At 66.4% G+C, this 23,127-nt stretch carries 22 protein-coding genes; 4 read left to right on the top strand and 18 right to left on the bottom strand.

The genetic code is table 11. The annotated features are described in order from the left end of the window. The first annotated feature begins 39 nt into the window (after positions 1 to 39). From QX051_RS20860 to QX051_RS20850, 3 genes are read left to right on the top strand one after another with little or no spacing between them, the layout of a single operon-like run. Positions 40 to 1,029, top strand: coding sequence for an efflux RND transporter periplasmic adaptor subunit (locus QX051_RS20860; protein ID WP_315777429.1), 990 nt, complete (start codon positions 40 to 42; stop codon positions 1,027 to 1,029). Then, on the top strand, positions 1,026 to 4,247 hold the full coding sequence (locus tag QX051_RS20855) for an efflux RND transporter permease subunit (protein ID WP_315777428.1): 3,222 nt from the start codon (positions 1,026 to 1,028) through the stop codon (positions 4,245 to 4,247). Before QX051_RS20860 ends, QX051_RS20855 begins: the two co-directional genes overlap by 4 nt. A 9-nt stretch (positions 4,248 to 4,256) precedes the next feature. Next, on the top strand, positions 4,257 to 4,616 hold the full coding sequence (locus QX051_RS20850; RefSeq protein ID WP_315739298.1) for a carboxymuconolactone decarboxylase family protein: 360 nt from the start codon (positions 4,257 to 4,259) through the stop codon (positions 4,614 to 4,616). Positions 4,617 to 4,623: 7 nt separating this feature from the next. On the opposite strand, the gene QX051_RS20845 is transcribed toward QX051_RS20850, so the two are convergent. The 6 genes from QX051_RS20845 to QX051_RS20820 are packed head-to-tail and all read right to left on the bottom strand — an operon-like array spanning position 4,624 to position 12,082. Further along, on the bottom strand, positions 4,624 to 5,838 hold the full coding sequence (locus QX051_RS20845) for a M20 family metallopeptidase (RefSeq protein WP_315777427.1): 1,215 nt from the start codon (positions 5,836 to 5,838) through the stop codon (positions 4,624 to 4,626). A 17-nt stretch (positions 5,839 to 5,855) separates the two neighbouring features. Then, positions 5,856 to 7,430 (bottom strand): ABC transporter ATP-binding protein, encoded by a 1,575-nt coding sequence (gene nikE / locus QX051_RS20840; protein ID WP_315777426.1) that lies wholly within the window; start codon positions 7,428 to 7,430, stop codon positions 5,856 to 5,858. Further along, positions 7,427 to 8,257, bottom strand: coding sequence for an ABC transporter permease (locus tag QX051_RS20835; protein WP_315777425.1), 831 nt, complete (start codon positions 8,255 to 8,257; stop codon positions 7,427 to 7,429). The genes nikE and QX051_RS20835 overlap by 4 nt, the downstream gene beginning before the upstream one ends. Further along, positions 8,250 to 9,197, bottom strand: a complete 948-nt coding sequence (locus QX051_RS20830) for an ABC transporter permease (protein WP_315777424.1) — start codon at positions 9,195 to 9,197, stop codon at positions 8,250 to 8,252. Before QX051_RS20830 ends, QX051_RS20835 begins: the two co-directional genes overlap by 8 nt. A gap of 15 nt (positions 9,198 to 9,212) precedes the next feature. After that, entirely contained in the window at positions 9,213 to 10,763 is a 1,551-nt protein-coding gene (locus QX051_RS20825) for an ABC transporter substrate-binding protein (protein WP_315777423.1), read from the bottom strand. Next, the gene (locus tag QX051_RS20820; protein ID WP_315777422.1) at positions 10,751 to 12,082 is read right to left on the bottom strand and encodes a M20 family metallopeptidase; all 1,332 of its coding nucleotides are present in this window, start codon (positions 12,080 to 12,082) and stop codon (positions 10,751 to 10,753) included. The genes QX051_RS20825 and QX051_RS20820 overlap by 13 nt, the downstream gene beginning before the upstream one ends. 66 nt (positions 12,083 to 12,148) lie before the next feature. On the opposite strand from QX051_RS20820, the gene QX051_RS20815 reads away from it, so the two are divergent. Further along, complete coding sequence (locus QX051_RS20815) at positions 12,149 to 12,925, top strand: GntR family transcriptional regulator (protein ID WP_315777421.1); 777 nt, start codon at positions 12,149 to 12,151, stop codon at positions 12,923 to 12,925. 12 nt (positions 12,926 to 12,937) lie between these two features. On the opposite strand, the gene dhaK is transcribed toward QX051_RS20815, so the two are convergent. From dhaK to QX051_RS20755, 12 genes are all read right to left on the bottom strand, one after another. Beyond that, a complete protein-coding gene (dhaK, locus tag QX051_RS20810; RefSeq protein WP_315777420.1) occupies positions 12,938 to 13,927 on the bottom strand; it encodes a dihydroxyacetone kinase subunit DhaK in 990 nt (329 codons plus the stop codon). Then, positions 13,924 to 14,376, bottom strand: coding sequence for a hypothetical protein (locus QX051_RS20805; RefSeq protein ID WP_315777419.1), 453 nt, complete (start codon positions 14,374 to 14,376; stop codon positions 13,924 to 13,926). The genes dhaK and QX051_RS20805 overlap by 4 nt, the downstream gene beginning before the upstream one ends. Continuing rightward, complete coding sequence (gene ptsP, locus QX051_RS20800) at positions 14,373 to 15,992, bottom strand: phosphoenolpyruvate--protein phosphotransferase (protein WP_315777418.1); 1,620 nt, start codon at positions 15,990 to 15,992, stop codon at positions 14,373 to 14,375. Before ptsP ends, QX051_RS20805 begins: the two co-directional genes overlap by 4 nt. 2 nt (positions 15,993 to 15,994) lie before the next feature. Next, complete coding sequence (locus tag QX051_RS20795; RefSeq protein WP_315739286.1) at positions 15,995 to 16,297, bottom strand: HPr family phosphocarrier protein; 303 nt, start codon at positions 16,295 to 16,297, stop codon at positions 15,995 to 15,997. A gap of 12 nt (positions 16,298 to 16,309) precedes the next feature. After that, complete coding sequence (gene dhaM / locus QX051_RS20790; protein WP_284416623.1) at positions 16,310 to 16,708, bottom strand: dihydroxyacetone kinase phosphoryl donor subunit DhaM; 399 nt, start codon at positions 16,706 to 16,708, stop codon at positions 16,310 to 16,312. Between the two features lie 2 nt (positions 16,709 to 16,710). After that, the gene (gene dhaL, locus QX051_RS20785) at positions 16,711 to 17,316 is read right to left on the bottom strand and encodes a dihydroxyacetone kinase subunit DhaL (protein ID WP_315777417.1); all 606 of its coding nucleotides are present in this window, start codon (positions 17,314 to 17,316) and stop codon (positions 16,711 to 16,713) included. A 3-nt stretch (positions 17,317 to 17,319) separates the two neighbouring features. Beyond that, a complete protein-coding gene (locus QX051_RS20780; RefSeq protein ID WP_315777416.1) occupies positions 17,320 to 18,330 on the bottom strand; it encodes an ABC transporter ATP-binding protein in 1,011 nt (336 codons plus the stop codon). Then, a complete protein-coding gene (locus tag QX051_RS20775) occupies positions 18,323 to 19,435 on the bottom strand; it encodes an ABC transporter ATP-binding protein (RefSeq protein WP_315739283.1) in 1,113 nt (370 codons plus the stop codon). Before QX051_RS20775 ends, QX051_RS20780 begins: the two co-directional genes overlap by 8 nt. 4 nt (positions 19,436 to 19,439) lie before the next feature. Next, positions 19,440 to 19,637, bottom strand: a complete 198-nt coding sequence (locus QX051_RS20770) for a hypothetical protein (protein WP_315739282.1) — start codon at positions 19,635 to 19,637, stop codon at positions 19,440 to 19,442. A 17-nt stretch (positions 19,638 to 19,654) separates the two neighbouring features. Further along, entirely contained in the window at positions 19,655 to 20,608 is a 954-nt protein-coding gene (locus tag QX051_RS20765) for a carbohydrate ABC transporter permease (protein WP_315712568.1), read from the bottom strand. Next, positions 20,605 to 21,567 (bottom strand): sugar ABC transporter permease, encoded by a 963-nt coding sequence (locus QX051_RS20760; protein ID WP_315739280.1) that lies wholly within the window; start codon positions 21,565 to 21,567, stop codon positions 20,605 to 20,607. Before QX051_RS20760 ends, QX051_RS20765 begins: the two co-directional genes overlap by 4 nt. Before the next feature lie 124 nt (positions 21,568 to 21,691). Beyond that, positions 21,692 to 23,023, bottom strand: a complete 1,332-nt coding sequence (locus tag QX051_RS20755; protein WP_315777415.1) for an ABC transporter substrate-binding protein — start codon at positions 23,021 to 23,023, stop codon at positions 21,692 to 21,694. Between the last annotated feature and the right edge of the window lie 104 nt (positions 23,024 to 23,127).

Genomic DNA, 23,127 nt, shown 5'->3' with positions numbered 1-23,127 from the left:
TACCCGATTTAGGTCAATAGAAGAGACAGGAATAGGCTGATGCGCAGATTATCGGTCCTGAGCTTGGTCGCCGCGATGGCGTGGCAGGCGGCGCCGGCCCTTGCGGAGACGCTGACGGTGGCGCCACGGCAGGTCGCCGACGAGAAGGCGGTGTTCGCGACGGTGGAGAGCATCAGCGTGGTCCCTGCCCGCGGCCGCATCGGCGGCACCATCGTGCAGCTTTCGGTGCGCGAAGGCGACCCGGTCAAGCGCGGCCAGCCCATCGCCTTGATCGGCGATGAAAAGCTGGCCCTGCAGATCAAATCGCTCGACGCCCAGATCGAAGCGCTGCAGGCGCAAGCCAACCAGGCGCAGATCGACTTCACGCGCACCGAGGGCCTCGTCGAGCGCGGCACCCTGCCCCGCATCAAGCTCGACGAGACGCGCACGGCGCTCAACGTCGCCGAAAACGGGCTGCGGGCCAAGACCGCCGAGCGTGCCGTGGTCAACCAGCAGATGAGCGAAGGCCAAGTGCTGGCTCCCGATGACGGCCGCGTGTTGAAGAAGCTGGTTGCCGTCGGATCTGTGGTTCTGCCCGGCGATCCCGTGGTCACGGTGGCGCAGCAGAACTTCAAGCTGCGACTGCGCGTGCCCGAGCGCCACGCTCTCTTTCTCAAGGCCGGCGACAAGGTCCGGGTCGACGGTGCCGAGTTCGGCGACAGCGCCGACAAATGGGGGGTGATCGACCTGGTCTATCCGCAGATCGAGGAAGGCCGTGTCGTGGCCGACGCGATCGTCTCCGGTCTCGGCCAGTATTTCGTCGGCGACCGGCTCCGGGTCTGGATCTCCGGCGGCCAACGCGATGCCTACGTGATCCCGCAGCGCTACGTCACAACACGGTTCGGCATCGATTATGTCCAGTTGCAGCAAGGGACGCAGAAGGTGAGCGTTCCGGTGCAGCGCGGCCGCGCTCTGCCGAGCGCCGATCTCCCCGATGGACTTGAAATCCTGTCCGGCCTGCGCGCCGGCGACCAGTTGGTGCAGCCGTGAAACTCGGACTCTCAGGCAAGCTTACCCAGGCGACCATCGCCTCGCCGCTGACGCCGCTGTTTCTGCTCGCGGCGCTCGTGGTCGGCCTCATCGCCGTCGTCGTGATCCCGCGCGAGGAAGAGCCGCAGATCAGCGTGCCGATGGTCGACATCCGGGTCAACGCCGACGGCCTGCGTGCGCCCGACGGCGTCGAGCTCGTGACCAAGCCGCTGGAGACCATCGTCAAGGCGATCGATGGCGTCGAGCACGTCTACAGCCAGACCGAGGACGACCGTGTCATGGTCACCGCGCGGTTCCTGGTGGGGACCAAGTTCGAGGACGCGATCCTGCGCGTCCACGAGAAGCTACGCGCCAACCTCGACCGCATCCCCGTCGGCATTCCCGAGCCGCTGATCGTCGGCCGCGGCATCAATGACGTCGCCGTCACCGTGCTGACGCTGTCGCCGAAGCCTGAAGCCGCCGGGCGCTGGTCCGACAAGGACCTCTACGAGCTCGCCGACAAGCTGCGGGCGGAGCTGACCAAGGTCGACAATATCGGTCTGACCTATATCTCCGGCGGCGGCGCCCAGCAGATCCGGGTCGAGCCCGATCCGGAAAAACTGTCGCTGTTCGGCGTGACCCTGCAGCAGCTCGTCGCCAAGGTAAAGGACGCGAACCGATCGTTCATGGCCGGAGACGTTCGCGACGGCGGCATCGTGCGCAATGTCGCCGCGGGCCAGACGCTCACGGGTATCCCGGACATCGGCCTGCTGCTGATCTCGACGCGCGACGGTCGTCCCGTCTATGTGCGCGACGTCGCCACCGTCGTCATCGGCCCCAATCTCGCGGAGCATCGCGTCTGGGACGATGCCCGCAACGACAAGGGCGATTGGCACCGGGTACCGGCGGTGAGCCTCGCGCTCGCCAAGCGCGCCGGCGCCAATGCCGTGGTGGTGTCTCACGACATCGCGCAGCGCCTCGAAGGGCTGAAGGCCAGTCTCATTCCGAGCGACGTCGCGGTCACGGTGACGCGCGACTACGGCGAGACCGCCAACGAGAAGGCCAACGAGCTACTGTTCCATCTCGGCCTCGCCACGATCTCGATCGTCGTGCTGATTGCGGTCGCCATCGGCTGGCGCGAGGCCCTCGTGACCTTCGTGGTGATTCCGACCACGATCCTGCTGACGATGTTCGCCGCCAATCTGATGGGCTACACGATCAACCGTGTCAGCCTGTTTGCCCTGATCTTCTCGATCGGCATCCTGGTCGACGACGCCATCGTCGTGGTCGAGAACATCGCCCGCCACTGGGGCATGCATGACGGCCGGCCGCGCCTGCAGGCCACCATCGAGGCCGTCGCCGAAGTCGGCAACCCCACCGTTGTCGCGACCTTGACCGTGGTCGCCGCCCTGTTGCCGATGCTGTTCGTGTCGGGACTGATGGGCCCCTACATGGCGCCGATCCCGGCCAACGCCTCGGCGGCGATGCTGTTCTCGTTCTTCGTCGCCATGGTGGTGGCGCCGTGGCTGATGCTGCGGCTGGCGCCGAGGTCGACCAGCGCCTCGGCGGACTCTCATGACGCGCATGGCGAAGGCCGTCTCGGACGCATCTACCGAAGCGTCGCGCGCCCGATCGTCGCCAGCAAGCGCTCCGCCTGGATCTTCCTGCTCGGCGTCGGTATCGCCACCTTGCTGTCGATGACCCTGTTCGCCACCAAGTCCGTCACCGTCAAGCTGCTGCCGTTCGACAACAAGTCGGAGATCGCCGTGATGGTCGATCTGCCCGAAGGCGCGAGCCTGGAGGATACCGAGCGCACGCTGTTCGCGGCCGCCGACATCGCGCATGGGCTGCCGGAGATCACGACCGTGCAGAGCTATGCCGGCACGGCGGCCCCGTTCAACTTCAACGGTCTCGTGAGGCACTACTATCTGCGGGAGCGGCCCGAGCTCGGCGAGCTCCAGGTCAATCTCGCCGCGCGCGGCGACCGCAAGCGCGCGAGCCACGACATCGCGCTCGAGCTGCGCCAGCGGCTGAAGAGCATCCCTGTGCCGGCCGGCACCAGCATCAAGGTGGTCGAAGTGCCGCCCGGGCCTCCGGTGCTCGCCACCCTGCTGGCGGAGATCTACGGTCCGGACGCGGCGACTCGGCGCGCCGTCACCACCGAACTCAAGAAGGTCTTCGCCGACGTTCCCTTCATCGTCGACATCGACGATTCCATCGGTCAGCGCCGGCCGCGGCTGCGACTGTCGATCGACCAGGACAGTCTCGAATTCTTCGGTGTCGAGCAGCGCGACGTCTACGACACGATCCAGACGCTGTTCGGCGGCGTCTCGGTCGGCTACTCGCATCGCGGCGAAGACCGCAATCCGATCGAGATCGCCGTGCGTCTGCCGAAGCACGACAAGAGCTGGAGCCAGGCCCTGGCATCGACGCCGGTGCCCGCCAACACGGTGCCTGGCAGCAAGACCGTCGTCGAACTCGGCCAGGTCGTGAAGGCCACCATGGAAGAGGGGTCGCCGACGATCTTCCGCCGAGACGGACGCTTTGCCGACATGGTGATGGCCGAACTCGCCGGCCGCTTCGAGGCTCCGCTCTACGGCATGCTCGCGGTCGCCGACCGGATCGACGCCCATGACTGGGGCAAGCTGCCGAAGCCCGTGATCGGCTTCCACGGCCAGCCCAAGGACGAGTCCCGTCCGACGCTGCTGTGGGATGGCGAATGGGAGATCACCTACGTGACCTTCCGCGACATGGGCGCCGCATTCGGCGCCGCCATCCTCGGCATCTACGTTCTGGTCGTGGCGCAGTTCAAGAGCTTCCGGCTGCCGCTCGTGATCCTCACGCCGATCCCGCTGACCCTGATCGGCATCCTGCTCGGCCACTGGTTGCTGGGCGCGCCGTTCACGGCGACGTCGATGATCGGCTTCATCGCGCTGGCCGGCATCATCGTCCGCAACTCGATCCTGCTGGTCGACTTCATCCGCCACAGCGGCGGCGAGGGCAAGACGTTGCGCGACGTCGTGCTGGAGGCCGGCGCCGTGCGGTTCAAGCCGATCCTGCTGACGGCGCTCGCGGCGATGATCGGTGCGGCGACGATCCTGCTCGACCCGATCTTCCAGGGGCTGGCGATCTCGCTGCTGTTCGGCCTGGCCTCATCCACCCTGCTCACCGTGCTCGTGATCCCCGCGATCTACATCGCGCTGCGCGAGCCCGGCAAACCCACCACGAAGATGTCCTAGGAGATGATGATGGACAAGAACTACCCCGAGCTCTGCAAGGACATTTCCGGCAATCTGCGAACGCTGCGCAAGGACATCCCTGAGGTCATGCAGGGCTTCTCTGCACTGGCTCAGGCCGCGAGTCGCGACGGCGCCCTCGACAAGAAGACCAAGGAGCTGATCGCGCTGGCGATCGGCGTTGCCGTCCGCTGCGACGGCTGCATCGGCTTCCATGCCGACGCGCTTGTGCGTCTCGGCGCGACCCGCCAGGAGGTCGAGGAAACGCTCGGCATGGCCATCTACATGGGCGGCGGACCGTCGCTCATGTATGCCGCCGATGCGATCGCGGCCTTCGAACAGTTCCAGGAACAAGCGACAGCCGCCGCCTGACGCGGCATCAGCCGCAGATGTCGAGAATCGCCAGCATGTAGATGCGGATCATGTCGAGATAGTCGGGAATGTCGACGCGCTCGTCAGGCATCGTGTTGTAGCGGCCGCCCGGCCCGCAGACGATACCCTCCATGCCGCCATAGGTATAAAGATGGCCAGCATCGGTGCCATAGAAGCAGCTGGGCGCCACCGGGCCCGTCGGCTGGGCGGCGCCGCGCACGACGCGATACGCATTGTTGACGGCACGGACGATCGCGCTCTCGGGCGCGACCTCGAACGGCGGCATGGTCGGTACGCCGGCGCGATCCTCCGACATCAGATGAGCCTTCAGGCCGGGAAAACGCGCCTCCAGCGCATCGAGCTCGCGCCGCATGTCCGCCAGCGCGCCTTGCTCGGTCTGCCCTGGTGCATAACGGCCGGAACCCTTGATGCGGACGAAATCCGCGACCTGCGGCGTCCGCCACTCGTGCAGCTCGCGACCGAGCGCGCCGTGCACGACGCCGACATGAACGCGGTTGATAGCCTCATGTGCCGGCGAACGCGCGCCGGAGAATCGCATCGCATTGAGACGCGGAATGAGATCGCAGGCGGCAGTGATGGCGTCAACCGCCTCCTCCCGCTTCGACAGATGCCGCGTGTTGCCGACGAGCTCGATGATGAACATGAATGCCGCGGCATGCATCGTCATCGCCTTGAGGTCGGTTGGCTCAGAATTGATGAAATAGTCCGCGCGCAGCCCCTGCTTCAGCAACGAGTAGGTGCCGACCCCACCCTGCAGCTCGCCGACCACATAGGTCAGGATGACGTCGCCCCTCAGCTTGACGCCGGCCTCGATCAGCGTCTTGACCGCACAGAAATAGGCGGCGTCGCCGGCCTTCATGTTTGACACGCCGATTCCGTAGACGAAGTCGTCGTCCACCTTCCCTGCCCAGGGGTCGACGGTCCAGCCTTCCGTCACCGGATTGGTATCGACATGGCCGTTGAACAGCAGACTCTTGCCGCCGCCGGTGCCGTTCCAGCGGCCGACGGCGTTGACGCGGCCTTCGGCACCGAACGGCGCGACGGCCGCATCCAGGCCGATCTCGCTCATCTGCTCGGCCATGAACGTCGCGAGCTGCCTCTCGCCTTCGGTCTTCGAATAGCTCTTATGCTGTACCATGCGCGACAGCAGTGCGAGCGACTCCGGGACGGAGATACGGGCGAGCAGGTCGTTGCGATCCATGGGGGCAATCCTTGCGGTCAGCCAACGGGCGCTGGCGAGGCCGCCATCAGCTCGCGGGTGTAAGGGTGAACGTCGTCTGCGCCGAAGGCATCGACGGCACGGCTGTCGACCAGCCGGCCGTGGCGCATCACGACGATGCGGTGCGCGATCTGCCTGATGAGGTTGAGATCGTGGGTGATGAAGAGATAGGCCGCGCCGGTCTCGGCGCGCAAAGCCAGCAGCAGCTCGATGATCTGGGCCTGGACGGAGACATCGAGAGGCGCCGTGATCTCGTCGCAGATCACCAGGCGCGGTCGCGCCGCAAAAGCACGCGCGATCGCGACGCGCTGCTTCTCGCCGCCGGATAGCTGGTGCGGCCAGCGCATCGCATAGGACGCTGGCAGCCGGACCTGATCGAGAAGGCGCGGCACTGAGGCGACATCACCGCCGTAGAGCCTCAAGGGACGCGACAGGATCTCGCCGATGCGGTGACGCGGATTGAGCGAGGAATCCGGGTGCTGGAACACGATCTGAACATCGCGACGATAGGCGGAATTCATGTCGCGGGCCCCGCGCAGCATCCGGCCGTCGAAACTGATGGTACCGTCGAAGCGGGCGAGCCCGGTCAGGGCGCGCGCCATGGACGATTTCCCCGAGCCGGATTCGCCGACGAGGCCGACGATTTCGCCTGCGCGGATGTCGACATCGACGGCCTTGGTTGCCGGTGGTGGCGACGCGCGGAACAGGCTGGCCCGGCCGTAATGCACCTCGATGCCACGCGCCTCAAGCACCACGGCAGCGCCCGGCTGATCATTCACGAGCCGCCGCTCCGGACGCGGCACCGCGGCGATGAGTGCCTTGGTATAGTCGTGCTCCGGCGTCCGAAATATATCAGATGCCCCCGCCTGCTCGACGACGCGGCCGTGCCGGATCACCGCGACGCGATCGGCGACGCGGGTCATCATCGCGAGATCGTGCGAGATGTAGAGCGCAGCGACGCCCGTTTCCGCGCGCAGGCGCGCGAACAGCTCGATGATACGGGCACCGGTGATGACATCGAGCGCTGTCGTGGGCTCATCGAACAGGATGACATCGGGCCGGCAGCCGAAGGCCGTCGCGATGATCACCCGCTGCTTCTCGCCGCCGGAGATCTCGTGCGGATAGCGCCGCAGCACCGCCGCGGGGTCACGCAGCTCGACATGGCCGAGCAGCTCGATCGCGAGATCCCTGGCGGCCCGCGCGTTCAGACCGCGATGACGCATCAGCGTCTCGGTGATCTGATGGCCGATGGTCAGTGTCGGATTCAACGCGGTCGACGGGTCCTGGAACACCATGCCGATCCGGCGGCCCCGCACCTCGGTGAGTTGCTTCGGGCTCAGAGACCGCAGGTCGATATCGCCGAGGCGCAGCGATCCCGAGATCTCGCGGGCATTGGCCGGCAGATGCCGCATCAGCGCCCAGGCCAGCGAACTCTTGCCGGAGCCGGATTCGCCGACGAGGCCGAGCACCTCGCCCGGCGCGATCTCGAGTGACACGTCGCGCAGCACCTCGACGGCGCCCGCCGATGTGACGTAGTCCAGCCCGTAATTGGTGATGGCGAGCGCCGGCTTCATCGATCGTCCCGCGGATGCAGCGCGTCGCGCAGCGCATCGCCGACGAGATTGAAGGCGATCGCCGACAGCGCGATCGCCGCCGAGGGCGCGATCAGGATCCACGGCGCCTGGTGCATGTATTGCCGCGCATCGGCCACCATCAGCCCCCATTCGGATGCCGGCGGCTGCGCTCCCAGGCCAAGGAAGCTCAGCGTAGCGAACAGCATCACCGCAAACGACACCCGGATCGTGGCCTCGATGATGATCGGGCCCATCACGTTGGGAAGCATTTCGCGAAAGATGATCTGCGATGCCGCCTCGCCGCGCGCGATGGCGGCCTTGACGTAGTCCTGATTGCGCACCGCAAGGGCTACGGAGCGCGTGACCCGCGCCATGCCAGGCGCAAACGCAAAGCCAATCGCGATCACCGCGTTGACAGCCCCATTGCCGAGCGTGCTGACCAGCAGCAGCGCCGTGAGGAGACCGGGAATGGCCATCACAGCATCGTTGGTGCGCATGATGAATTCGTCGGCCTTGCCGCCGAGATAGGCCGATGCGACGCCTATCACGGCGCCCATCGCGCTGCCGGCGAGCGTCGCCGCGAGCGCCATCGGAACGGTGGCGCGCGCGCCGGACAGCAGGCGGCTCAGCACGTCGCGGCCGAACTGGTCGGCGCCCAGCCAGTTCTGCCATCCCGGCGGGCGGAAACGGCCGAAAAAATCCATCTTCTCCGGCCCATAGGGCGCGAGCCACGGGCCGAGGATGCAGACGATGGCGAGGGCAACGAGCAGCATCACGCTGATCGCCCCCTGCGGCTTGCGGATCATCCTGCCGAACAGCTCAGTCATAGCTGATCCGTTTGTCGAGCAGCGCGTAGACGACATCCGCCAGCGTGTTGGTGATCGCGTAGGTGACCGCCATGATCATCGCGCCGGCCTGGATCGACGGCAGATCGCGGGTGGTGATGGCGATCATCAATGCGCGGCCGATGCCGGGGATGGCGAAAATCTCCTCGATGACGATGATGCCCCCCAGGAGATAGCCGACGTCGAGCGCGACGATGGTGATGACCGGCAGCAGCGCGTTGCGCATCACGTGCCGCACCAGCACCGTCCGCTCGGGCAGGCCCTTCAGCCGCGCCGCGCGAACGTAGTCGGACTGCAGCACGTCCAGCGTCTCCGAGCGCATCATGCGCATGACATGCGCGACGAGAATCACCGAGACCGTCAGGACCGGAAGGATCAGATGGCGTAGCGCCAGCCCGGCATCCTCCAGCGGCGACACGTAGCCGGTCGCCGGCAGCCATGGCAGGATGTCGGTCAGCAGCAGCGCCAGCACGGTTGCGGTGACGAATTCCGGCAGCGAGACCCCGAGATACGCGATCACGCTGGTCGTCGTATCCGTCGGCCGGCCCTTGCGGAGCGCCGCGAGGATTCCGAGCGGGACTGCGATCAGAAGAGTGACGACGAGCGCGCCAGCTGCCAGCAGCAGAGAGCGCGACAGCGCCGTCAGCATCTCCGGCGCGACCGACAGGCCGGTGCGCATGGAGACGCCGAAATTGCCCGTGGCCGCGTGCGCGACCCAATGCGCGAATTGCAGCCAGACCGGATCGTCGAGCCCGAGCCGGCTGCGAACGGCTGCCAGCGCCTCTGGCGAGGCGTTCTCGCCAAGCAGCGTCTGCGCGGCATCAGCCGGCAGCGCCTGCGTGATGGCGAACACCAGCACGCTGACGATGACGACCGTGTAGACCATCAGGAGCAGCCGCCGTAGCAGCCAAGCGAATGACACCGCTCGGATCCTGCCTCAGCTGCGCTTGGGCGCGCCGGCGCCGAGCGAGACGAGATCGAGCCGGAACACCGACCCACGCGGATGCAGCTGGTAGCCTTCCACATAGGCGCGCTGCGCCGCCAGGATGTCGAAGAAGACCGGAATGACCGACGGCACCTCCTCGCTCATCATCGTCTGGGCCCGCGCATAGAGCGCGGCACGATTGGCATCGTCGGTCTCGCTACGCGCCGCATTGACGATCTCGTCGAAGCGCGCATTGTTCCAGCGCGTCTCGTTCCAGGCCGCATCCGAGGTATAGAGCAGCTTGAAGATCGCGTCGGCGGTCGACTGCATGTTGTAGAAGCCGACGTAGAAATTGCCTTTCTTCCAGACCTGATCGAGATAGGTTGCGTGCGGCATCGTCTGAACGTTGATGCGGAAGCCGGCGGGCGCCGCCATCTCACGGATCGCAACGCCGAGCTGCGTGCGCGTGTCCGGCTTGTCGGATGCCACCATCGTCAGGTCGATGCCGGAGGGATAGCCGGCATCGGCGAGCAATTGCCTGGCTCTGGCGATGTCGGGCTTCTTCAGTTTGCTGCCCTGATAGAACCGGTAGGCGGGGCTCAGCGGCGTGTCGTTGCCGGGCGTGCCATAGCCGCCGGCCACGAAGCCGGCCATGGCCTCGCGATCGATGGTCAGCGCCAGCGCCTGGCGCACGCGAACGTCGTTGAACGGCTTCTGGTCGCAGCCCATGTTGACGTTCAGAAACTGCCCCGAGGGGATCCGCACCGCCTTGACGCCGCTGGCCTTGCCGAGCCGCTCATATTCGCCGGGCGTGGTCGACAACATGAGATCGATGTCGCCCGAAATCAGAGCCGATGCCTCGGCGGTGCGGTCGGGATAGACGAGGATCTCGACGCGATCGAGTGAGGGCCGCGCGGGATCGTAATAGACCGGGTTGCGCTCGACGACGATCTTGCGGTCCGGCTCATAGGACACGAGCTTGAACGGCCCTGAACCATTCGCCTTTGTGGCGAGGCTGGCGAGATCGGCGGCAACGACTTTCGCAGGCACGATGCGCGCATTGTTGTAGGCGAGCGCGACCGGAAAATCGGCGAAGGCAACCGATAACGTGAACCGCACGGTCGACGCATCTACGGCGGCGACATCCTTGATCGGGCCGACATTGGTACGCGCCGGTGACGCGGTCTTCGGATCGAGGATCGCCTTGAAGGTCGCGACGACATCCTCCGCCGTCAGCGGCGAGCCGTCGTGGAAGCTGAGATTGGGCCGCAGCTTGAACGTCCACTCGGTGAGCCCCGCGCCGGCCTGCCACGACAACGCGAGGTCCGGCTCGACCGACATGTCCGGCTTCAACCGGGTCAAGTTGGAATAGAGCAGCTCGGTAATAAGGTATTCCGGATTGACGCGCGCGAGCAGCGGGTGAATGACGGCCGCACCCTGATCGACCGAGATCCGCAACACGCCGCCGCGCTTGGGCGCCTCGGCGGAGAGAGAGACTTGCGGCAGGGCACCAAGCGCGAGCGCGGAGCCGGCAAGGAAATGACGACGAGTCACGGACGGCATCGGGCGAAGTCCTTTTCGGGCGTGATGGCTTCGGGAGAGAGCTCGGGACAGAACTCGGCCGCAAGATAGGCGAGCACCGACTTCGCCAATGCGACGATGTCGGTGAGCGTCGTCGATTCGCCCGGCGCATGGATGCGGCTATCGGGCCTGCCGAGACCCGTGAGCAGCACCTCCTGCAGGCCCGTGGCCTGCTGCACCCAGCCGAAATCGGAGCAGCCGGACGCCCCCCATCGGGCGAAGTCCTCGGCCGCGTAGCCGAAACCGGCCGACAGCGCCTGCTGCCAGCGCGGCCAATGCGGCCCGCCGGGATCGGATGTCGGCATCAGATGACCGGTGAGGATGATCTCGACGTCGAGCATGCCGGCCGCCTGCCGGATCGCCGTTTCGATCTCGCGGCGCGCGGCGGCGAAGTCCTCCTCGGGCGCATAGCGGCGGCACAGGAGAATCTCGACCAGCGAGGGGATCTGTCCGCCGCATTGGCCGCCATGAATAGCCGAGATGTCGAGGCTCGCGGTGAGCGGTCCAGCCGTCTGCGGAGGTGGCGGCAACGTCGATGTCCGCTGCGCGACGAGCGGCTTCAAAGCGGCGAGCGCATTGAGGATCGGCAGGGCCGCCTCGATCGCGTTGGCGCCGGCACGGCGCTGCTCGCCGGCATGGGCCGCCGTGCCGTGAACGCGCACCGTGAGCGTGAACAGGCCGAAGCAGCCGGCCCAGATCCGCGGCATGGCGCTGCCGTTGAAATTCAGAATATGCCCTTCGAGGCGCCCCTGTTCGGCAAGGTAGCGCACTCCGGGATAAAGCCCCGCCTCCTCGTCCGTGCACAGCAGCAGCATCGGATCATAGGCCAGCGACAATCCAGTCTGCTGCGCGGCGCGGAGCGCGAGCAGCGCTGCCGCGACGGATCCCTTCATGTCGGCTGCGCCGAGTCCGGTCAGACGGTCACCGTCGCGGCTCAGTTGCAGCGGATCGGTCGCCCAGCCGGGCGCCGCCGGTACTGTGTCCACATGGAAATAGAGCCCGAGCACCGGTCTGCCGGAGCGGCGCCGTGCGATCAGATTCGTACGCGGTCCGCGCGCGCCCGGTGCGCGCCATAGATCCTCCGGGACAATCACGCGCTCGCAATCCAGCGCCAGCGGCCTAGCGAGCTGCTCCATCACGTCGGCAAAGGTATCGTAGCCGGCGCCCGGCGGAAAGCTGGTATCGACCGCCACCAGCTTCCGCAGGTCCACGACGGCAGTCTCGGCCATGCCGTCGATCGCAGCGAAGGCGCCGGCCAGGCCGGGCTGGCTCCGATCTACTGGAATGCCCTGAGAAATCATTTGCCGTCTGCTCAATCCTATATTCTATATAGAAATAGAATTCACGACGCGGCATTTGTCAATTCCATGAAAAAGGCAGCTGTGGCCAGCAAAGCGGCAGACGGAGTCGGTGCGGGTCCGGGCGCGCTGCCGGTGCCGCTCTACGAGCATGTCAAGCGGCAGATCGCCGAGGCGATCCTGATCGGCGACATGCCGCCGGGCACGGTGCTGCCCGGCGAGGTCGCGCTCGCCAACCAATATGGCGTCGCCGTCGGCACCATCCGCCGGGCGCTGGCCGACCTCACAGCTGGCGGCATGCTGATGCGGCGGCGCAAGACCGGCACGGTGGTGACGGGCCGCGCGTCGCAGCATGGGCTCAGCTTCTTCTTCCAGTACTTCCGCCTGCTCGGCGCGGACGGCAGCCTGCTGCAGTCGCAAGCCGAGGTGCTGTCGGTGACGACCTGCACCGCCGAGCCGGCCGAAGCAGCGCTGTTCGGCGTGGCCGACGGCGAGCCGCTGCTGCATCTTCATCGCATCCGCCGCGTCGCCGGCGCGCCGGTGCTGCATTCGCGGATCTCGATGGTCGCGAGCCGCGTGGCGGGATTTCCGCGCGAGCCGAAGAAGGTCCCTGCCCTGATCTACCGCCATCTGCTCGAGGCCTATGGCCTCCGGATCGCCGCGGTGCGCGAGAAGGTGACGGCCGAGGTCGCCACCAAGGAGGACCGCAAGCTGCTCGGCCTCTCCGCGCCGGCCGCCGTGCTCGTCATCGACGAGGAAGCCTATGACCAGACCGGCGCGCTGGCGATCCTCAGCCAGCACCGCGCCACGACGGCGCAGCACTACTACTCCAACGAGATCCGCTGAGCGGACCTCGGTTCAGCAGCCCCAGCGCAGGGCGGCCGTGTGCACCGGCGCGTCCCACAGCGCCATCGTCGACTCATCGAGCGCGGTGACCGTGAGCGAGCAGCCGGCCATGTCGAGCGAGGTGACGTAGGAGCCGACCAGCCCGCGCGCGATGGCGAGCCCGCGGCCTTCCAGGATGCGCCGCGCCGCATTGGCCATCACGTACAACTCCATCGCTGGCGTGGCCCCGAAGCCGTTGACCAGCAGCAGGCATGGAGTTCCGGGCTTCGCTGCAAGATCGGCCAGGATCGCGCCCATCATCTCCTCGGCGATGGCGTCCGCGGAGGCCAGCTTGACCCGGCGGCGGCCGGGCTCGCCATGGATGCCGACGCCCATCTCCATCTCGTCCTCGCCGAGCGTGAAGGTCGGCTTGCCGGCGGCCGGCACGGTGCAAGAGGTCAGCGCCACGCCCATCGACCGCGTGCGCTTGTTGACGTTGTCGCCGAGCGCCTTGAGCGCATCGAGATCGCGCCCCTGCTCCGCCGCGGCGCCAAGCATCTTCTCCACGACCAGCGTGCCGGCAACGCCGCGGCGGCCGGTCGAATAGGTCGAGGTCTCGACCGCGACGTCGTCGTCGGTAATGACGGTCGCGACCTTGCCCTCCATCATCTCCGCGGCCATCGCGAAATTCATCACGTCGCCTTCGTAGTTCTTGACGATGAACAGCGCGCCCGCGCCGGTGTCCACGGCCTGCGCGGCCGCGAGCATCTGGTCAGGCGTCGGGGAGGTGAACACCTGGCCCGGACAGGCGGCATCGAGCATGCCCGGCCCGACGAAGCCGGCATGGAGCGGCTCATGGCCGGAGCCGCCGCCGGAGATCAGCGCGACCTTGGCCGGTTTGAGGCTCTTGCGGCGAACGAACTTGTTGTCCTCGCCCAGCGTGACGATGTCGCCATGCACGGCGGCAAAACCCTGCAGGCTCTCGGTCAGCACGTCGGAAACGGCGTTGATCAGCTTCTTCATGGCTTCCCTCCGGGTTCGGCGTCGTCGTTGTTTTCGTTGGCCGAGATCAGCGCGGTGATGCCGCGCGCGACGCCAGTGATGATGCGGTCGGCATGGGCGTTGAGCGCGGAGTCGCCGAAGTCCGGCAGTTCGACCACGAGGCGCCGCATCGGCCGCTGCGCCTCGGCCTCGTCCAGCCGGCCCGGATGCGCGGCGCGGTAGGCGGTCAGAAACGCCTGCTGCTCATGCGGCGAGAAGTGACAGATGTGGAAGATGGTCTCGAGATGCTGCAGTGGGATCGGCGTCGCATAGGCCGGATTGACGATCTGCGAGATGAAGCTGCGATTCTTGCCGATCGCCTCCGCCAACCGCTGCCGTGTGCCGGAGGGACGGCTGTCGATCACCGCGCGCAGGATCGCCTTGTATTCGGCGAGCGGGCTTGCGCCCCCCGATGCATCCTGGTCACTCATGCGCCCTCTCCCGCGGCCTTTTCCGTGCCCTTGGCGAGGTCAAGCTCGCGGATCGCCGACTTCACCAGCGGCAGCAGGCCCGGCGCGACCGACAGCGCGCGCACGCCGACCCCAAGCAGCGCCGGAATGGCTCTGACATCCCCGGCGGCGTCGCCGCAGATCGAGACTTCCACGCCCCGCGCACGACCAGCGCGCACCACATGGGCAATCATCGCCAACACCCCGGGATGCAGCACGTCGGCATAGTCGGCGACCTCGGCGCCGTCACGCGAAGCAGCGGTCGCGTATTGGGTCAAGTCATTGGTGCCGATCGAGAAGAAGTCCGCAGCGAAGTCATGCGCTGCCAACGCAGCAGCCGGCACCTCGACCATCATTCCGAAGGCCGGCGCGGCGAACGCGACGTTGCCGGCGGCCAATTCGGCGAGCACGGCGCGGAGATGGCGACGCGCGACGTCCAGCTCCGCTGCATTGGTCACCATCGGCAGCATCACCTTGAGCGGTCCGAGCGCAGCGGCGCGCGCCAGCGCGCGCAGTTGAACACGGAAGATCTCGGGATGACGCAACGACAGACGGAGGCCACGCAGGCCAAGAAACGGGTTGCTCTCACCATCGATCGTGTAGCCCGGAATCGGCTTGTCACCGCCCGCGTCGAGCGTGCGGATCGTGACCGGCCGGCCTTCGGCCCAGCGCACGAGCTCGGCATAGGCGTGATATTGCGCCTCCTCATCGTGAAGCAGGTTGCCGGTGAGAAACTCCGTGCGCGCCAGACCGACGCCATCGCACGCTGCGGCTGGCAGCGCCGTCATATCACCAGGACCGGAGATGTTGACGAGCACGGAAACGAAGGTGCCGTCGCGCGTCAGTGCCGGTTCGTGCTGCCGCGCCCTTGCCTCCGCCCTGCGGCGCGAGACCGTCTCGTCCTCCGCCCGCGCGGCGGCGACAGAGTGCGCGCTGGGATCGACGATGACGACACCGCGACCGCCATCGACCAGCAAATCCCCTGTCAGCTTGTCCCAATCGTGACCGAGCCCAACCACCATCGGCACGCCGCGGCTGCGCGCCAACATCGCGACATGGCTGGTCGGGCTGCCCTCGCCGAGCGCGATGCCCCCTCCATTCGTCCACTCGATGGCGAGGAAAGCCGATGGCGCCAGATCACGCGCAACGACGATCGCCCCCTTCGGCAACTTGCCGTTCTGCTGCAAGCCGAACAAGTGTCGCAGCACGCGATCCCGGATGTCGGCGAGGTCGCCGGCGCGGGCGCGGAAATATTCGTCCTCGGCGGACTCATACCCCGCCATCTCCTCCGCCATCGCCGCGCGCCAGGCCGCATCCGCAGCGACGCCGCCCTCGATCTGGACGTAAGCCGCCTCGGTCAGCGCATCGTCTTCGAGCAGCGCGAGCTGAAAGCCGATCAGCTCGGCGGCGTCTCCCTCGAGCCTGTCGATCAGCTCGGCCACGGCCTCGCGCGCATGCGCGACCGCTACGGCGAGCGCTTCATGCTCCTCGGCGATCGTCCCTTTCCTCCGGCTGGCGCCCTCCAGCGCATGCAGGATCGCCGCGGGCCCGATGGCCAGCCCGTCCGACGCCGCCCGCCCGAAGATACGCCGCTCCATCGTCACTCCTCGTCGAACTTGCGGTTCACCAGATCGACCAGCGCGGCGATGGCGGCCTCGGCATCGGTTCCATTGGCGCGCAGGAACAGCGTCTCGCCCTTGGCGGCCTTGACGCGCATGATCTTCACCGGGCTCTTGGCATCGGTCCAGGGCCCGTCGGCCGCGATCGCGACTTCGATGGTCGACGCAAAGCGCTTGGCGAGCTGGGTCAGCTTGACCGAGGGCCGCGCATGCAGCCCGACCTCGTTGGTCAGCAGCGCATGCGCCTTCGCTTCCTGCATGCCGATCTCTCCACCGTCAGCCATTCTCGTTCCTGCTCATCCGCCCATCAGCTCTTCGGCGGTTGCGCGCACCGCATCGAGCGGCGAGCCGCCGGAGGCTTCCGTCGCCGCCATCACCGCGCCTTCGACCAGCGGCGCGTTACAGATCACGATGCGCTCGCGCCGCTCCTCGGGCATCATCTCCACCGCCATCTCGCTGTTGGTTTCAGCGCCGCCGAGATCGACCAGGATCGCAACACCTGACTCCGACCATGCCTTGTCGATCGCGCCCATGATGGCGCCAACGTCGGTGCCGAGTCCGCCATCGGCATTGCCGCCGACCGCTGCGAGCGGCACGCTGTCGCCGACCATCTGCCTGACCATGTCGGCCGCGCCTTCCGCCACCTTGGCGGAATGCGACACGATGACGATGCCGACATTCTTCTGCTCACTCATGATCAGGCCTCATTGAATACGCTGCAGATCGCCTGCACGAGCAGGCTGGACGAGCGCGCGCCGGGATCCATGTGCCCGATCGAACGCTCGCCGAGAAACGAAGCACGGCCGCGGATCGCCAGCATCGGCACGGTGGCGTCGGCGGCTTCGGCAGCGATCGCGGGCAGCCGGGTGGCGAGATCGTCGCCACCGGCCGCAAAAGCTGCCTGCACCGGGATCAAGACGTCGAGCATGGTCTTCTGGCCTGCTTCCGACTTGCCGCGGGCTTTCACGTCCGCAATGGCACGCCCCAGCGCCGCCGCCGCTTCAGCGGCAGATGGCACCGGTGGCAACGCCTTGCCGAGTCCCATCGCCAGCGTGCCGTAGAGCGGACCGGACGCACCGCCGACCTTCATCACCAGCGCCATGCCGACCGCCTTCAGCGCCTCGGGAAGAGGCTTGGCTGAAATGTTCTCTACGTCGGCGAGAACGGCCTCGAAGCCGCGCTTCATGTTGAGTCCGTGATCGCCGTCGCCGATCGCCGAATCGAGCGCGGTCAGTTCCTCGGCATGCGCGATGATAGCATCGGCCATCGCCATGATCAGCCTGCGCTTGAACGCCTGGTCCATTGTCTATCTCACCCGCTGGCCCGCCCGGTCGAACAGCAGCGGCCGGGTGAACTCGATAGCGACGGCGTCGCCGACTTTCAATTCCGTATCCGGCTCGACCAGGCTGACGATGGTCTGGTCCTGCAGCGTGATATGCAGATGATTCTGATCGCCGAGGTGCTCGATCCATTTCACCCGTGCGTTCGCACGGGTCTCGGCGCGCCGGACCGTCATGTGCTCGGTGCGCGCGCCGATCGTCGCGACGTCGCCCGGCACTGCGAGATCCGGGAACAGCCCACGCGGCAGCAGATTGATGCCGGGACTGCCGAGCCGGGTCGCCACATAGGCATTGGCCGGATCCTCATAGACCTCCCGCGGGCTGCCGACCTGCACCAGCCGGCCCTGCTCGATCACACCGATGCGGTTGGCAAGTGTCATCGCCTCGATCTGGTCGTGGGTGACATAGAGCATGGTGGCGCCGAGATCCTGCTGGATGCGCTTGAGCTCGATGCGCAGCTCGGAACGCAGCTTGGCGTCGAGCGAGGACAGCGGCTCGTCGAGCAACGCGATCGCAGGTCTGCGCACGAGCGCACGGCCGATCGCCACGCGCTGCATCTGACCGCCCGAGAGCTGAGTAGCGCGGTTGCCGAGCTTGTCCTCGATCCGCAGCATCCCCGCGACGTCACCGACGATGCGCTTGATCTCAGCCTCCGGAATCTTGCGCACCGGCGAGCGCAGCGGAAAGGCGAGATTGTCGTACACCGAAAGATGCGGATAGAGCGAATATTGCTGAAACACGAACGTGACGTCACGCGCGGCCGGCGTCGCTTTCGTCTGATCGACGCCGCCGATGGTGATGCTGCCGCCATCCGGCATGTCGAGGCCTGCCACCAGGCGCAAGGTCGTGGTCTTGCCGGCGCCGGTCGGCCCGAGCAGCACCACGAGCTCGCCATCGCGGATGATCAGCGACAAATCCCGAACCGCCGGCTTGGAACCGAACGACTTGCTGACGGCGTTGAGACGCGTCTCAGCCATGATGGCGCCCTCCTCTCACCGGCTGCTCATACAGCGCCGTGCGGATTGCACGGCCCGTGGCGGCGTTGAACAGCGATAGCCGGTCGGCGCGGAAGCTGAGTCCGACCGGCTCGGCGCGCTCAATCCGGACCGCCGCGGGCGCGCGCGCCTTGACGGTGCCGCGAGCCGTCATGACGGTGATGATCTGGGTGGTGCCGAGATATTCGGTGCCAAACACCTCGCCGCGCAGCCCGCCTTCCGCGCTGAGCGCCACCTGCTCCGGCCGCACGCCGAGAACCAGCTCGTCGCTCCCGGCATCCTCGCGCAGCTCGGGCACGCCGATCTCGGCGTCGTCGATGCGCACGCAGTTCGTGCCGGCGCCTAGCCTGCCCTCGAAGCGGATGAAGTTCATCGCCGGCGAGCCGATGAAGTCCGCGACGAACATGGTGGCGGGACGGTCGTAGATCTCCTGGGGCGTTCCGAGCTGCTCCACGACGCCGCGATTCATCACCGCGATCGTGTCGGCCATCGACATCGCCTCGAGCTGGTCGTGAGTCACGAACACAGTGGTCGCCTTGAGCCGGTCGTGTAGCGCGCGCAGCTCGCCGCACATGATGTGACGGAACTCGGCATCGAGCGCGCCGAGCGGCTCGTCCATCAAGAACGCTTTGGGCTCGCGGACAATGGCGCGGCCGAGCGCGACGCGCTGGCGATCGCCGCTTGAGAGCCCGCTCACCGGACGGTCGATCAGATGGTCGATGCGCAGGATGCGCGCCGCCTCCTCGACCCGCCGCCTGATCTCCGCCTTGGGCACCCCCATCGAGACCAGCGGAAAGGCGATATTCCTGCGCACGTTCATGTGCGGGTAGAGCGCGAACAGCTGGAACACCATGGCGATGTCGCGCTCACGCGCGCGCCGGACGGTGACGTCCTCGCCGCCGAGGTTGATGGTCCCCGACGTCGGCAGCTCCAGGCCTGCAATCATGCGCAACGTGGTGGTCTTGCCGCAGCCGGACGGACCGAGCAGGCAGAAGAACTCGCCGTCGGCGATCGTGAAGCTTGGGCCGCGCACGGCGGCAAAGCCGCCGAACTCCTTGAACAGGTTCTCGATCCGGATCTCGGCCATGGCGTCAGTCCGGGAACTTGGAGACGATGGTGAACATCACGACACCAGCGAGCGTGGTGATGAAGGAATAGGTGTAGAGCACCAGCGCGAACGGCTGCAGCAGCATCAGCACGCCCGCCGCAATGAGGATCGTCGCCAGCGTCTCCATCGGGCCGCGCCGCAGCGCCCGTGGCCAGCGCGTGGTGGCCACATCGGCAGGCATGTTCCGGATCGACTCGCTCATTTGCGCACCGCTCCGAAGGTGATGCCGCGCAACAGGTGTTTCCTCAGCAGCACCGTGAACACGACGATCGGGATCAGGAACAGCGTGGTGCCCGCCGCAACCGCCGGCCAGTCCTGGCCGCCCTCGCCGATGATAATCGGAATGAAGGGCGGCGCGGTCTGCGCCGTGCCCGAGGTCAGAAGCACCGCGAAGGCATATTCGTTCCAGGCGAAGATCAGGCAGAAGATCGCGGTGGCGACGATGCCGGTGGTGGCCTGCGGCAACACGACCTTGAAGAAGGCTTGCAGCCGGGTGTAGCCGTCGACCATCGCCGCCTCCTCGTATTCGCGCGGGATTTCGTCCATGAAGCCCTTGAGCAGCCAGACCGCGAGCGAGATGTTGACGGACGTATAGAGCAGGATCATGCCGAGCCGCGTGTCGGACAGGCCGAGCTCGCGATACATCAGGTAGATCGGGATCGCGACCGCGATCGGCGGCATCATCCGGGTCGACAGGATGAAGAACAGCAGATCATCCTTCAGCGGCACCTTGAAGCGCGAGAAGGCGTAGGCCGCAAGCGTGCCGAGCACGACCGACAGCGCGGTCGAGCCGAACGCGATCACCAGCGAATTCACGTAGCGTGGGATGTAGTTCGATGGACCCGCGACCACCATGTTGCGGCCGCGCGAGATGCGGTCGCACAGACTGGCAGCCGGCGGCAGTTTGGCCATGTACTCCGGCGCCTGCCGGGTCCGGGTCGTGAACAGGTTGCAATAGCCCTCGAGGCTCGGCTCGGCGACGAGCTTCGGCGGATAGGCGATCGCGTCCGACGGCGACTTGAAGCCGGTCATGAAGATCCAAAGCAGCGGCACCAAAGTGATCAGGGCATAGGCGATCACCACGGTTGCCGCGATCCGCTTGGTCAGCGGCGACGGATCAACGACGGAATGGGCGGTTGCGAGACCGGTCATCGGCTTTTCACCCGGTTGAGCGCCTTGACGTAGATGTTGGCGAGACCGAACACGGTGACGAACAGGATGATGGCGAACGCCGAGGAATAGCCGGTGCGCCACTTTTCGAACGCCTCGCGCTTCAAGGTGATCGAGGCGACCTCGGTCGTCGAGCCTGGACCGCCACCGGTCAGCAGGTTGACCATGTCGAACATCTTGAAGTTCTCGATGCCGCGGAACAACACCGCGAGCATGATGAAGGGCAGCGCCATCGGCAGCGTGATCGACCAGAACTGCCGCCACGGCGAGGCGCGGTCGACCTCGGCCGCCTCATAGATGTAGTCGGGAATCGAGCGCAGGCCTGCGAGGCAGATCAGCATCACATAGGGCGTCCACATCCAGGTGTCGACGACGACGATGGCCCAAGGCGCCAGCGGCACCTGCGCCAGCATCTGGAACGACGACGCCGGCATGCCGGTCACGGCGGCGATGACGTAATTGAACAGGCCGATCTGCGGCTGGTACAGGAAGGTCCAGAAATTGCCGACCACGGCTGGCGACAGCATCATCGGCAGCAGGATCAACGTGGTCCAAAGGCCGTGGCCACGGAATTTCTTGTCGATCAGCCAGGCCAGGGTGAAGCCCAGCACGGTCTGGATCAGGATGGTCCAGAACACGAAGCGCGCGGTCACCGTCATCGCCGCCCAGACGTCCGGATCGGTCAGGATCGACTGGTAGTTGGCGAGCCCGACATCGAGCACGGTGGCGTTCGGACGGTTCGCGCGATAATTGGTGAAGGACAGCCGGATGGTCCAGATCAACGGGAAGATGTTGATCGCGAGCAGCAGCAGCATGGTCGGCGTGATGAACAGCCAGGCGATGGCGCGCTCGGACAGGCCGCGCACGCGCCCCGCCACGACCGGCGGCGTCACCAGGGCGGCGCGGTCGACGAGGCTGCTCAGTCCGGTTTGGTCGGTCATGCGAGGGACTGCTTCACTGGCTGCTTCTGGCTGGCGGTGAGACTGGTTGGTCCGCCCGGCAAGCCGAAGCTCGCCGGAGGGATTGTCGTGGCACAGCCCGCGTGTGCGCGAGGTGCCGCGGCCGTCAGAGCTTGCCGTCCTCCTTGAAGACCTTGGTCCAGTCGGCGATCAGCCCGTCGAGCGTGCCTTTGGCGGTGCCCTGGTCGGCGACGACATAGTCGTGGACGCGCTTCTGCATGGCGAGCAGGAGCTGCGCGTAGGACGGCTCGGCCCAGAAATCGACCACCTGGTCCATCGCCACCAGAAAGTCGGCGGCGAACGGCGCGGTGTTCTTGAAGTTGGGGTCGTTGAGCACGCCCTTGTGGCAGCTATAGCCGCCGAGCGCCCACCATTTCTTCTGGGTGTCGAGCGAGGCAAACCATTTGATGTAGGCCAGCGCCTCGGCACGGTTCGGCGAATAGGCCACCACCGAGATGCCCTGCCCGCCGAGCTGCGAGCCCTTCTCCTTCTGCGCCGGGTTGACGAAGAAGCCGATCTTGTCGCCGCCGACATTGGGGTCCTTGTAGAGGCCCGGGAAAAAGGCGAACCAGTTCATCTGCAGCGCGACCTGGCCGGACTTGAAGGCGTCGAGCCCTTCCTGCATGTAGCCATTCGAATAGCCGGGCGGCGTGCAGCACTTGTACAGCGCCTTGTAGAATTCGAGGCCCTTCACGGCGTCGTCGGAATTGACAAAGCCCTGCATGTCATACGGCTTCTTCGGGTTCTGATACTTGAAGCCGAACGGATAGAGCGCGTTGGTGACGCCCATGGTAATGCCTTCCGAGCCGCGCTCGGTGAAGATCGCCGCGCCATAGACGGTCTTGCCGTCGATCACCCGCTTCTGGAAGAACTCGGCGATGTCCTTCAGCTCGGCTTGCGTCTTGGGCGCGTCGAGCTCGCGGCCGAACTTCTTCTTGAACTCCTCGCGGATTTCGGACCGTGAGAACCAGTCCTTGCGATAGGTCCAGCCGTTGGCGTCGCCCATCGCCGGCAGCGCCCAGTAGTTCGGCGTGCCCTTCGGCCATTCGGCGTAGCCGGCCACGGTGGCGGGCATGAAGTCGGAGATCTTGATGCCTTCCTTATCGAAGAACTCGTTGAGCTTGACATATTGACCGTTCTCGGCGGCGCCGCCGATCCACTGGGAGTCGCCGATCATCAGGTCGCACAGCTTGCCCTTGGAGTTCAGCTCGTTGAGCATGCGGTCGGCGAAGTTCGGCCACGGCACGAACTCGAACTTCATGCTGACGCCGGTCTTGGCGGTGAAGTCCTTGGACAGCTCGACCAGCGCATTGGCCGGGTCCCAGGCGGCCCAGCACAAGGTGATGGTCTTTCCTTCGGCGCGTGCCGGCGCGGATGCGCCGAGCACGGTCGCGGCGGCGACCGTCGCCGTCAGTGCAAATGTCTGCAGCAACTTCATCTGGCACTCCCTCCCTGTTGGCGCCGTCCCCGCTTCGCGTGGGTGACGGCGATGCATGGCCCGCGGCGAGCGGCGCCGTCACAACGACAGCGCGAGCCGCAAGC

This window comes from Bradyrhizobium sp. SZCCHNR1053, from assembly GCF_032381235.1.
Lineage (GTDB): Bacteria > Pseudomonadota > Alphaproteobacteria > Rhizobiales > Xanthobacteraceae > Bradyrhizobium.
Note: the sequence above shows the minus strand (reverse complement) of the source record. Positions and strands in the feature narration are given on the sequence as shown.